Source organism: Chryseobacterium sp. HMWF035, from assembly GCF_003094695.1.
GTDB classification, from domain to species: domain Bacteria; phylum Bacteroidota; class Bacteroidia; order Flavobacteriales; family Weeksellaceae; genus Chryseobacterium; species Chryseobacterium gambrini.
Map to the genome: position 1 here is coordinate 1 of NZ_QEHP01000106.1, position 13,411 is coordinate 13,411.

Annotated in this window: 8 protein-coding genes; 1 reads left to right on the top strand and 7 read right to left on the bottom strand. The window is 35.6% G+C overall.

Annotated elements, in window-relative coordinates:
- Window positions 1–1,014 precede the first annotated feature (1,014 nt).
- From DD829_RS15550 to DD829_RS23710, 3 genes are all read right to left on the bottom strand, one after another.
- Complete coding sequence (locus tag DD829_RS15550) at window positions 1,015–1,380, bottom strand: hypothetical protein (RefSeq protein ID WP_108410986.1); 366 nt, start codon at window positions 1,378–1,380, stop codon at window positions 1,015–1,017.
- 48 nt (window positions 1,381–1,428) lie between these two features.
- Window positions 1,429–1,599, bottom strand: coding sequence for a hypothetical protein (locus DD829_RS23705; protein WP_157967283.1), 171 nt, complete (start codon window positions 1,597–1,599; stop codon window positions 1,429–1,431).
- A gap of 353 nt (window positions 1,600–1,952) precedes the next feature.
- Window positions 1,953–2,108, bottom strand: a complete 156-nt coding sequence (locus DD829_RS23710) for a hypothetical protein (protein ID WP_157967284.1) — start codon at window positions 2,106–2,108, stop codon at window positions 1,953–1,955.
- 970 nt (window positions 2,109–3,078) lie between these two features.
- On the opposite strand from DD829_RS23710, the gene DD829_RS15560 reads away from it, so the two are divergent.
- Window positions 3,079–3,741 (top strand): S24 family peptidase, encoded by a 663-nt coding sequence (locus DD829_RS15560; protein WP_123906891.1) that lies wholly within the window; start codon window positions 3,079–3,081, stop codon window positions 3,739–3,741.
- A gap of 106 nt (window positions 3,742–3,847) precedes the next feature.
- On the opposite strand, the gene DD829_RS15565 is transcribed toward DD829_RS15560, so the two are convergent.
- From DD829_RS15565 to DD829_RS15580, 4 genes are all read right to left on the bottom strand, one after another.
- Entirely contained in the window at window positions 3,848–4,999 is a 1,152-nt protein-coding gene (locus tag DD829_RS15565; protein ID WP_108408736.1) for a hypothetical protein, read from the bottom strand.
- Window positions 5,000–5,091: 92 nt separating this feature from the next.
- Window positions 5,092–7,467: a hypothetical protein gene (locus DD829_RS15570; protein WP_116547913.1), complete on the bottom strand. Its 2,376-nt coding sequence runs from the start codon at window positions 7,465–7,467 to the stop codon at window positions 5,092–5,094.
- A gap of 83 nt (window positions 7,468–7,550) precedes the next feature.
- Window positions 7,551–10,538, bottom strand: coding sequence for a PKD domain-containing protein (locus tag DD829_RS15575; RefSeq protein WP_108410937.1), 2,988 nt, complete (start codon window positions 10,536–10,538; stop codon window positions 7,551–7,553).
- A 12-nt stretch (window positions 10,539–10,550) separates the two neighbouring features.
- Window positions 10,551–13,400: a hypothetical protein gene (locus DD829_RS15580; RefSeq protein ID WP_108410938.1), complete on the bottom strand. Its 2,850-nt coding sequence runs from the start codon at window positions 13,398–13,400 to the stop codon at window positions 10,551–10,553.
- Window positions 13,401–13,411: the final 11 nt, after the last annotated feature.

Below are 13,411 nucleotides of genomic sequence, written 5' to 3' on the forward strand. Positions count from 1 at the left end.
GACTTGGTGTTTTTTAATTATATTTTGTTTAAAAGGCACGTAAAGCACAACAATGGAAGCCGTGCTTTACCGTACCTGATGGAACTGAAAAATCAGACGCGGTAACGTATTTTTTTAAGATTTTACTGCCTGTAAGGTGTACACAGCGTTATGATGAGAAATCGGAAGTGCTGTGCTTTTTTCTTTTGATCCGGCTGAAATTCCAGATTCAAAATTCAGAATTTTTAAGGAGAATAAGTCTTTTTTGGTGCGGAGGATTCTGTAGTTGCAGTAAGTGGTTTCCCGAAATGATTTCTGATGACGGCAATACAGAAATTTATTTTAAACTTTTACCACAAAGGATGCAAAAGATTTAAACACTTTAGTTTTTTTTAGTTTAATGCTTTAATGGAAAAAAAAGAGCACATAAGTTAAAAAATCCAAGGTTTTTTAATGTCCTGATTATTTAAATGGGACGTTTACTGTTATGCAATTTTATTGCAGTATTCTTCCTCTACGCTCCACTGTCCTATACCGAAAGCTTACTGTGATGTATTTTTATTGCAGTATTCTATATTTATATTCCACTGTTATAGATTGAAAGCTTACTGTACAGCAATTTTAACAAAATGTTTTCCATTTACATTACACTGTCTTAGATTGAAGGCTTACTGTTCTGCAACTTTATTACTGCTCACATTTTCTACTGTTTACCACAGTACATTTTAGGCTTACTACAGTACATTTTTATTACTGCTCACCTTTTCTACTGCTTACTGCTTAACATTTTAAGCTTACTACAGTACATTTTTATTACTGCTCACTCGTTCCATACTCCAATACACTATATTTTAGCCTTACTGCACTACAATTTTATTCCAACACACTTTTCCTAAAGCTTAGTACACAAGATTCAAATAGTATTTTAAAGGAGTTTAGCCTACTTCATGTAATGACGTTTTCAGATGTTGGTTTTTAACAACAATAATTAATTGTTTTTGATATTTGTCCTGCTTCGGAGGATTTCTTTGTTCTTTATTTTATATCTTCTTTCTTCTCTTTTTCTTCTTCAGGCTGTCTGTTTGGCTGGTTTCCGATGTAAAGATTCATGGTAGTATCAATCCAGTTAGGAAGATTGGTGGTAATCATTTTCAGGAACTTGTCATAGCCATAACCGAGTACAAACAATATTCCTGTGGAATACCATTTGTTGTGGAGTTCGGCACTTTTCATGACATAGCTCATGGTGAAACCGACAATAATCACGATAATTAAGGTGATGATATGTTCCCAAGGCCTCTTTTTTTCTTTGTTCTGTATGGAGATCAATACTCTTAACAGTCCTCCCGAAAATGCAATGGCAGTTCCGATGAGGAGGGCTTTTATGCTATCTAAATTCATTCTTCATATTGTTATTCATTAAAATTGATTTTTTACAACGCTAAGTTGTTAGTCGTCCTGATCGAGCATATACATATCATCCAGAAATTTTCTGCTCGTTTCGATGTTTTCGTTTTCGCTGAGGTAAGCCAGCTCGTCTATAAGATCACTGATGTCTCTATCGGGATCCTGAAATTTTTCTAAGTTTTCTTTAATTTTTTTGTTCTCTTCTTTTTCCATGACTACCAAAATTTATTAATGCTGATTTTTAATTTTCAATTTCTTCCTGTTACTTTCGAAACTACTGTATTGCAGGCTCGTCTTTAGCCTTAAAAGCATCGTTCCGGAAAGTAAAACAGTTTTTACCTTGCTGTAATTCTCTATAAATTAAATGGATAACGAAAAGACAATCTTTTATTGATCTGATGGAACAGATTGAATTAGAAGCACTGAACTGTGCGGTTGCTTGGTCTTAAGCTTTTTAGAATATAATTTTCCAGCTCTAATTTTTTGTGATGATGGATCAGTTGTAAAAGATTGTCCTGAGGAAGCCGCACGAAATGCGGATCTTTAATGACTTTTGTTTTTCCGTTTTACTCCTGAATGATGTTGTAAATGGTTCTTTCCGACAAAAACAGCATCTCCGTAAGCTCGGTTACAATAACTTTCATTTGTTTGTCCTGATTGCGCTTTACATAATCGTTGACAAAGTCTTTTCTTTTCTCTACAAGTTCTTTACTACGTTTCATTTTTAAAAAGGTTAAAAGTTGTTTTAATAAAATAGTTTTTCGTGTCTTTTTTTGATCAATTGAGTCAATAAAATCCCGCAAAGGCTTAAAGTCTGCCTCTGAAAAGATGTTTAATGATGTCATTTGATTTTAATTCTCAGAAGTCGGCTTCCTGTGTTTTCCGGCGCAATTTCATCGGCCTGTCTTCCTGAATTTTAATTTCCTTCGTCTGCGAAAAGTATCTTCATATACAATTTGTTTAAACGTAATAGCAAAGACACAAAATATTCATTACATACGGTCTTAGCTTAAGGTGCAAAGATTTTATCTGCGATAAAATTGAGCATCAATCCTTATTGAAAATCTTGGATTTTCCTGCGCCTCAAAAGATTTGAGACCAATAAAATCTTGAGTCTTTGCGTCTTCCAACAAGAATCTCTTTATTTAAAAAAGTTTAAACAAATTCATGTTAAAAAATGAATTTCTTTCTGCAAACTCAGATTCGCCGCTTTGGAATGTATTTAAATTATTACTGACAGTTATAATGAATCGATATTTTATAATCTGAACAGCAGCTTTATCTTACATTTTCAACGGTCTGTGTTTATGGTCATTAAAACAAAACAGCAAATGTTCGCATTACCGGTTTAAAAATGCACATTTTTCGGAAAAAAGAATTTAAAATCAATAATAAAAATATTCACATCAATATAAAAACGCACTTTTTACATTGTTTTGTATTACTGAACGTTTATCTTCTGTCTGTAAACAAAATGTACATAAACAATTTTAAATATTTGATTAACAACCTATATTAAACCAAAAAAAATTAAAAAGCATCAAATATATATTAAATTGTTGTGATAATTTTTGTACATTTGCCGTATTCTGTTTTAACAACGAGACAAATATACGAACATTGTTCGTATTTCAAAATAAAAAAGAAAAATATTTTGCGTATTTTTTCATAAATAACGATAAACATATCAAAATGACCAACTTAGAATTCAAAGAGATCAGAAAGAAATTAAAGATGAAGCAGGCCGAGATCGCCGAGGCGATAGGAGTTGGTACGAGAGCCGTCCAGTACTGGGAAAAAGGCGAAAGAAAAATACCGGAAACCACTGCTTATTTTGTAAAAAACATGCTGCAGGAACAGCAACAGAAACCTAATAACAGCGCATCGCCGGTTGCTTATTCGGATCTAAAGATCATGTACGTTCCGCTGGCGAACCAATACGCACAAGCCGGATACCTGAGCAGGTTTGCGGACGAGGAATATATAGAAAGTTTACCCACGATTCCTTTCAGTGATGATGTGGAACACCGCGGCGAATATATGTGCTTTGAAGTTCGGGGAGACAGTATGGACGACGGCTCCTACGAAAGTTACCTTGAAGGCGATATTATTTTATGCAGAAATATCCGCCAGGATTACTGGATGAGCAAACTGCATTATGATAAATGGGATTTTGTCATCGTACACAAAGAAAAAGGGATTCTCGTCAAAAGAATCATCAATCATGATGTGGAACGAGGCATTATCACCCTTCATTCTCTGAATGAATATTACGAAGATTTTGAAATTCATCTTCAGGATGTTGCCAAACTTTTCAATATCATCAGTACGAGACGTAAAAATAACAGAAGGTGATATAAACCAGTATCATAGAATAAAAAGTCCGTCTCACAACGAGTGAAAACGGACCTATTTATTGCTGTTGCAATTTTGCTTAAGATCTATAATCTATCTATTCTTTTTAATCTAACATACAAGGAATATATCTTTGTAAGATACCTGTTGTACCTGTAATCATAAATACTTTATCTCCAACTTGCTGACCATAATTGTAAATTTTTATATATGAATAGCTTCCACCTGTTACAGGAGTTCCGTTACTATCATATAATTGTGAACCAGTATATGGCGTTAAAGTATCAAATCCTAAAAGATGAGTATCTTTTGTTGTCCTGCAGGCAGAAGCGGTATCATCATGAAAGCTTACTCCGAAAGAGTATAATTGTGAAATTTTATAATCTCTGCTAATAACATTACTATATAAAATTTTCCCGTTAGAATAAGTAACCTTTAAACGCATCGAATAATTATGATTAACAGGATCAAATCCAAAAGCGTGAGAGGTTGTTCCACTTCCGTTATTTTCTAAAACCCAAGTCGAGCCTAAAGTGACATCAGTCAATTCCCATTCTGTCGCTTTAATTGCACCTTCATAAGTGGAAATTCTTACCGAATAAAGATATGCACTTGAAGAATTATCATAATGAGTACTTAAATCTGTTCCCGCATTATCCCAAGCTATTAACACTGGATAATAAGTACCAGATGTAAATTGTATAATATTTGACCAATCTGAAACCGTACCTGCTGGTGTACAATATTTTCTTGCCCTTATATATAGAACAGTATCATTGGGAATATCTCCGCTATCCATTTGAATATTTTCAATTTGATTGTACTGAAATCCCACTCTAGAGTGAACGATTTTTGCAAAACTACTATCTGTTGCTATTTGATATTCTGGTGACCAGGAACCTAAATTAAGGACCGTATAATCCATCACGATTTGTCCATTAGAAAGTACATCTACTTTATTAATAACTGGTGTTTCACAAGCTGAAGGATTACAATTTCCAATTTTAAATAAGCTTTTTTCTTTAGCTATAGCCCCATCTTCATCCATTAATTCTACAACGAGCTCATAGTCACCTTCATCCTGAATAAAAGGAAGCTTTACAGTGTCTGAAGAGCTTGGAATAGGATTTATATTGTATTCGGAATATGGATCAGACGGACTTACGTTTTTATTTTTATAATAAGCAATTGCGCTTTTTATTGGCTTAGAAGATGTGTAATCTATCTTAAACGAAATATTGCATGTTTCTGCTGCCATTGTTTTGTTTTTATATTATTAAATTTAATAAACAGAGGGTGATTTTTTGATTTTTCAATTGAATAAAGCCCCCCCCTTCGTTATTGTGATATTTATTTAGGAACACGGCCTTCACAGCAGTCTCCTCCTTTCTCGAAGACGATACCTTTTATAATGATGGGATTTTCTTCGTACCAATTTTCAAGAGATACATCCTGTTCACATCCGCCTCCAATAACTTTTACTTTTATGTTCGGAATTTTTCTCGGAGAAAGATTATTAAACGTATGAGTTACAAAACCTTTTGAATCCGGATTTTGAATTACCTGACTTCCATTATCAAGGAAATCCCAGCTATACTGATAATTCATGAAATGTTCTCCTGTTATTTTGAATTTCACAACAGTTGCTGTTGAATCAGACTCAGGAATATCAACTTTCTCCACGACAATTCTCACCTGCGGTTCTGTAATCACGGTTACAGTACAATCAGTAGGTTTTCCGTTAACATTAAAACTGATTAGCTGGTTATGCAATTCCTGACTTACCGATGCAGGATTAAAGAAGTATAATCCGTCAACTAACTCTACACCACCATCCAGATCAGAATCTACATTTGCCGTTACGATGCCATTGAAAGGAAATACAGTAAACGGAATTTTCTCCGCTTTGGCACAAATAGTCGTATTAGGTAAACTAAGATTAATCTTCAATTTCGGTGTACAGCAGATGTACGGAAGCGAGAAATCTGCCACAATAACTTCATCTCTCCCAATATGATCATACACCATGATAAAAGTACCTCCTTTTGCAACTCCGTGTTTGTGTTCTAAACCCGAATATTTATCGATATATTCATTAAAATACGCCTTTGAAAGATCTTTATTTTTTAATAATTCTTTGAAAGACAAAAGCATGATATCAAATCCGAGCTGTTGCTCATCTCTGATTTTTTTTATCTGATCAAATGCATCCTGATAATGCATTCCCTGATGTCCCTCAATATTATAAAACGGAGCTCTGTCAATGTTAAAACCTAAAGGTTTTCTCACATAAGATTCTTGTGAGAAAAGACCAGAATTATAGCCTACATTATTTCGGAAAGCCGGAGTTCTTACTTTATTAAAATCCCAAACTTTCAGGAAATTATCTGTAATTCTGTAATAAAAAGGGATTGCTTTATTCCCTAAGAATTCTGACTTTTGAGACGGGGTGATTTTAATGGCGGATTCCGCTTCTATTGGTATATCACTCCCAATTACTTCTATATGGCGGTTTGGATATTTAAAATTCTGTATCTGCAGATTAAAACGGCTAATTAATATTTTAACTTTATGCATCGCCTTTTCATCATCCAAGACCGGAGAATTGTAAAACTGATGTCTTGAAGAATCCAGCTGAGTTTCTGAATTTAATTTCCCTAACATCATATGCTTAGGAAAAGAAGCAAAATCGGGAAGGCACTTTGTAAAAGTCTTAGGAAGCAGTTTGATGATTTCGGAATACGTAGCCGTTAAATCTTTTACCACATCATAAGCATACTGAAAACCAAACGGCAGGTTAAGACATTCTTCCAAAACACTTTTAAAAGTAAGATGATCCGCAACAGGAAGTCCAAACATTTTAGAAATTTCGTAGATTTTTCTAAAAACCAGCTCACCATAGCCGTTTCTTTCTAAAACATCGGCATACATATTTTTTAAATCGGCATAGGAAAATCTTGTTTCAATTCCTTTTTCCTGAATAAGCCTTTCCAGAATCACGCGCTCCTGCTTTACACTTCCTAATATGTCTTCTATAAATAACGGATGCGGCTGAATACGGTCTTTCTGAAGAATATAATCAGCACCCTGTTCGTTTGTAACCAACACTTTAAGATTTCGGATCTGCTGAATTCCGTGGTTGTCACAGTCGACGCCTCTACAAGGCTTTACTTCTTTCTCATAGCTTTCCAGATAGAGAATTAAATATTGATCTTCCAGATTTGAGAAATTAGCAACAGGCTGAAAATCCGAAGTTGCTTCCTGAACTGTCGCCAGTTCCCAAAGTTCAATCTGTCCTCCGTTTTCGTCATAAAATGCAGGATAGTTTACCTTGAAATTGTCGTATTTTTTAAAGTGAGTGTATTCTTTACTATCAATGCTGATTGTCTTTAAATCACTTACATATAACTCTTCACTTACCTTACTCGTATTATTCAGGGTAAGCAGATCTCCGTCTGTTGTAACTGCAACTCCCTGCGAAAGTTTTATGCTGTTGAGTTTTTTATTGGAATAGGTAAGCTCAGGTTTAAAACCACATACAATACCTACCCCCTGAAGCATTACTCTGGATAAGCGATCCTGATCCTCAAAAAAGTCTAAAAACTCATTGAACTGAGTATACTCAATGTATTGTCCTTTGCTGAATTTGCGGTACCGGGTCGATATATCACTTAATTGAATAAAGTTCCGGTATTTCTCCGGTATATTATTTAATTGATTATTCATTATTGTTCATTTTTAATGATTTGTTAAGATTTTTAAATATGCTTCACAGACAATCACATTATCCATGAAGCTATATTTAATTGTTATCTTGTCACTCCTGTACAAGGATTGATCTCTAAGAAATTTCCATCAGGATAACCAGAATAAATAGGTGTAGAATCGTTTGCTAAAAATAACTGAGTAAAAGCAACACCTGTATGACATCCAATGCTAGGAGGCATTGCACAATCCAGTGAAAATTGTACAAATCCTTCATTCGCTCCTGCTGCTAATGCTTCCGCTTCTTCTTGCGTTATAATAATTTCATTATATCTACTTGATGGATGACCGCCCGGAATAATATTACCCGCGTCTTGATTTCCTTTCGTATTACTTAAATGAATATTACCTTTTATCACAGGATCTGAATATGGTTTTGTACCCTCTATCAATACTCCGTTTCCTAATAGATTAAAACTAGCTCGATTACAAGTATGGGTACCGTCTGGACCATATCTAAACTGAACGACAATCCTCATTCCACTTAAACAAGCAATGGTTGATTGTCCTTTTAATTTTAGAGGGCTCAATTCATATACATTACTACATCCATTTTTGTTTGTTACCGTAAGTGTTGGATGAAAAGTTTCCTCCTGTCCGGAAACAAGATTATAAGTGTGAGTCTTTTTGTTAGTTGGTAATTCGTTATAATGTATCTGGCTACCATCACCAAAATTCCAAGTAAAATCAAGATCTGTAAAATCTCCAGTGACATTAAATTCTACTGTTGCATCCGGGTCTGTGGTGTTAGGATCTGTAGTAGGAGTGCTATATGTTATGGAACCTGAAGCTACAGATACGATTTCTGGTTTTTTGTAAACAACCATTTGAGTATCCACAGGATCATCATTAACTGTGAAAGTAATGGTTTGGCCGAGATAAGCTGCGCCAACTAATGCCGGATCAAAATAACTTTGTCCTCCGGTCTGGGTAATGGCGGATATTTCTGTACCGTTTACAAATGCTTTTACCTGACCATCCAAAGGAACGATTGTCATAAGAACCGGTTTTTCATTTTGGCAAAGTTTACCTGAAGGTAATGATAAGAATACAGGATCTTTTTTAGAACAACATAAATAAGACAATGAGAAATCTGCAATAACCTGATTGTTTGCCTTCGACTCTGCGATCAAAACAAATGTTCCGCCAGGTTCTACACCGGAAAGATGCTCCAAGCCGGATTTTCTTTCTAAAAAATCGCTTAAAAGTTCTGTAGCAATTTCTTCTTTTTTAGGATCTTCTTTTACAATTGTAACGTCGTCTGATGATCCGGAAGGTGTTTCAAATTTAGCTTTATTCAATAACTTAAGATCGCTGTCTAATTTGGATAAATTAAGGAGTGCGTTCTTCGGGTCTCCTGTTTCTTTGCTGATATCATTGGAAATAGACAATAATTTATTTCTGAGTTCTTCAATGGAAACTTTTCTTGGCTCTTCAGGCTCATCATCTGTTTTTTTACCGTCATTTAAAAGTAAAACGCTAACGTCAAAAGCCAGTCCGTACTTCACTTTAAGATCATTAATATTCTGTACCGCTGTTTCATAAGGCAATCCAAGATGTCCTTCAATTCTGTAGAAATCATTGTTATCAATATTATAATTCAGAGGATTCTGAACATAATCTTCTGATGATAAGTTCGCAGTATGATAACTTAAATTATAGGTTTCTCTGTCTGTCTTTGTTTTTTCAAAATTCCATTTATCCAGTAAAGTCTTATCTACGTTATAATAATATGGAATTGCTTTTTCGCCTAATCTTACGTAAAGATTGGACGGTGTAATTTTAACCGGTCCGATATAAGATTGAAATCCATTGATTTTCTGCACAAAACGATTGGCTAATAACATCAATCTTTCATAATTTTCATCATCCTGGGTTGTGATGGGCGAATGATAGAATCCGTGACGGAAAGCTGCATATTCTCCCAATTCCAAAGAACCTCCAGCATATCCCAACATCAAATGTTTAGGGAACGACGCAATAGAAGGACAACATTCTGCATTCAAATGTAAGATAAGCCCTTTTATTTCATTGTAAGTATCAATGAGATCTTTCAGGAGATCATATCTGTACTGAAAATCATCCAGCCTTGGGGAAGATGCAGACAATAAAGTATTGAGTTTATTAAAAAGCGATAAACCACTGAAGTTGAGATCTATTTTAAAAGTATCTGCAATAGCGCCAAAACCGTCGGACAATTTCGAAACAGAATCCATGGCGTTACGAAATTTTCTTTTTAACTGATCTGCTGTTTCAACTTTAGGATCAAGGATCACTCTTTTAGCTTCAATATTCGGTAAACGATCAAAAAGTTCTTCGTAAGAATTATGAATTTTATACAGCGTATCTTTTGCATTTCCGCTCGTCATAAGATCGGAAACAGACTGAAAATCTGCCAAAAGCACTTTAAGATCAGAAACCTGCTCTGCTCCGGTGTTATCACAATCGGCATCTTCACAAGGAGTCTCGTCATTAGAATAGCTTTCCAGATAAAGGATGATGATTTTTTCATTCAGTTTTTCCAGAGTTTTAATATCTTTAAAACTACCCGTGTCTAATCCTTTAACTTCCATTTGCTTCAGTTCGTCTTCGGTTGCCAGTTCCAATAAAGGAATCTGCTCTTCTCCGATTCGGAAATGGTCATACCTCACTTTGTCTTTATACTCTCTGAAGTATCTGTAATTTTTGGTATCGAAATCTATCGTAACGTCTGAAGATTTCTCTTTTCCTGTACGAAGGGTAATTAAATCTCCGTCTGTGGTAACGCCTGCTCCCTGAGTTATCACAATGGTATCCAAAGCATTTTCAGCCTTTTGCGGAGCGATTTTTTCCATAACGTCCGGAACCAGACCAGAACTGGTAATTGTGGATTTAAATCCGCATACAATTCCTACGCCGCTGAGAAGTGTTCTCGAGAGCCTGTCCTGATCTTCGAAATAGTCTATGAATTCATTTAACTGCCCGTCTGTAAGTACCTGATTTTCGTTAAACTTTCTATATTGGGTTGTTACATTATCTAATTTAGCATTCATTGTTTTTCAATTTTATATGTTTGATTGTCCTAATATTATTTTCCCGTCCAGGCTGTCGTTATCTTCTATAGCACAGTCTAAGAGTCTTCCCGGTCTGTAAATATTATTTAAGTTGGTAAGAGCCGTCAGTAAATTCTGAATGCTGTTTCCTAAATTGTTAAGGTTATTTTTTGCCTTATCCGAAAGATATTTTTTAAATGCCGTTTCAAATGCAGACAAATCGTTCTGAGCGGTTTGTTTTTCACTTAAACGATCTCCCACCCAACAGATTTTAGCCAGAATATGAGCCGGAATCTCCTGTCGGATCACAGTTTCTGCATAACGTCTGAAGTCAGGATCCTGAAAACGGTAGGCAAAGCCCGGAAGAACCACACTTACACGGTAAGAATAAGGATCAAAAACATCATATTCGCAGTCTTCTTCGCAGGAAGACATTAAAGCATCGGCATAATCTACCGGATTTGCAGGAAGAACATCTCCTTCCTCATTCGGAAATACTTCAAAAGATTTTCCTACGATCATGCTGCCGATTCCTTCAAGATCCTGAAACACTTTGAAAGTATCTTCCACAGACATACATCCGATTCCTCCCACAAGCTTGTAATCTTTAAATGCAGGTTTCAGCAGTAAATGCTCTACAAGGAAAATTCCTTCTTCGGTAAAATCATATTTGAAATATCTTACCAACTCCTCGATTCCCTTTTTTAATTCGGTTAAAGAATTGTATGGATTTGTCTTTTTATGGGTAGCCATTACATTTTGCGGCTGGCTGTCATCCATAATTTCAAGATAATAGTTCCCTCCGGCAGACATTCGGATCTGAATATTCCCAATCAAATCATAATGAGTCTGATTTTCCTGTAAAAGCTCTAATGCATTTTTAAGATCTTCTTCGTCTATCTGAATGGTCTGGTAAATGGCTTCATGCAGATTTTTAGTTGCCGCATATTCGATATGGAATGAATTTACTGATGATAAAGTGATATTACTTTTTGCATCTTTTATTTTCCAGGAATAGCTTGCCGTTCCGTCGTCACTTACCGATTTAATAATCGAAACAGGTGTTTGAGAAAGATTTCTCTGCTGATAATTTTTTATTCCCAGTAATCGGGCAATTCTTTTCTGTACCCCTGAAATATTCTCTGTATTCCAGACATTCGCGGTATCATCTAATGTATAATTATAGCCCAATCCACGGTCTTTGCTCAACGATTTGTATTCGTTTAAGAAGGTTTCTTTATTGTTCAGTACAATTTCATCGGTAGATTTTCCGTACAGAGATTTCATCAGGAAAGTATAGTCGCTGAATGTTTCTGCAAAACGGGCAATTAAATGATCCAAGACTTCATTTCGGCGTTCCACACTGTTATCAAGCTCCTCGTATAAAGTATCTGTAAGTTTGTCGTCGTTTTCATCATAATCCGAAACCAATTCTTCAAAACCTTTGATGTTTTTAAGAGCCTGAGTAAAGAACGTTCTCTTTAAACCTCCGCTGATACTTAAAACTTCTTTTACTTTTTCAAGGTGTTTGAAATAACTGGCAAGAATCTGGTCGAAAAACAAAAGATATCCTTTCATCTGTTTTGCCAAAGCTTCTCTTTCCGGGGTTGGATTTCCGATGATTCCGGAAATTCCCACTCCGTACGTATCCGGAAATTCATTTAAAATAGTCGCGTAATTTCCGATATCGTATGAAGTTCCCTGCGGCAGAGTCAACTCTTTATTTTTTCTCGCATCTTCTCTCAGTACTTCCTCCTCTTTTCTTAACGTTTCGAGATATTCTTCTACTTTTTTAGTGTTGATATTCAACGGAAGCGCACCTTTGGTGTAACTGAATGAACTCAGATCGCAAAGCTCCGGTTTTTTACCTTTTTCAATACAGATCATCCAGTCATCGGTCTGCTTCACTGCACTGTCGCATCCGGCAATAGAAATTTCGTGAATTTCTTTCACTCCGTCGATTTTCATGATTTCGCTGATGATATCCGAAAGTCTGACTTCTCTTCTCAACTGACTTGCTTTCAATTCTTCCGTATCAATAAAACCATTATCGAGAATCGGTCCGTCAAAAATCTCATCTGTGGTAAGACCTTTTTCCAACATCTGCTTTAATGAATAGAAATGAACTTCCGGAGCCAGATAATTGTTGATCGCTCTGATTACCTTTGCATGAACCAGTTCCTCATCTACTTTATTTACAAGTCCGATGCGGGCGCATACCGCCACTTTCTGGGTTTCGATTTCTTTGATATCTACAAGATCTTCGCAAAGACCTCTGTTCTGGTGATAACGCTCCAGTATTTTTACTCTTGCATTCGATTTGTCACAATCTTCATTCTCACTATCGTCGATATCATCGGCATAATCTACATAAAGGTCATACAATCCTTTTACGTTAAAATGTTGTGTCTTTTCTCCGATAGGTTCAAAATCCAACTGTCCAGTTTTACAATCCACATACAGCGTTTCGGTTCTCGGAACCAGCCAACAGTTGCTGATTGGTCTCGGATGACCGAATTTAAAGCTGATATCGATGAAGAGTTTTCTGTAATCAAGCTCGGTTAAAGGTCTGGAAGGCAAAACTTCCGTAGCTTTCAGGAATTGTGTATGAATATCTTTTTTTGCATCGTTTGAAGCAAGAATGTCTTCCATATTCATATTCATCCTCATCCCAAGATCTGTGATGGCATAGCTTAAAACCTCCAGTGTCGTAATCCCCGGATCGTGAGAGTTATAATCTGTCCAAAGTTTTCCTCCTAATCCTTCTATATATTCAATACCTGTTCTGCGTAGAAAATGAAAATCGGTCTGATCCTGCGTTTCTATATTTTTGGGTATACTAATGTGCTTATTTTCTGACATAATTATGTTTC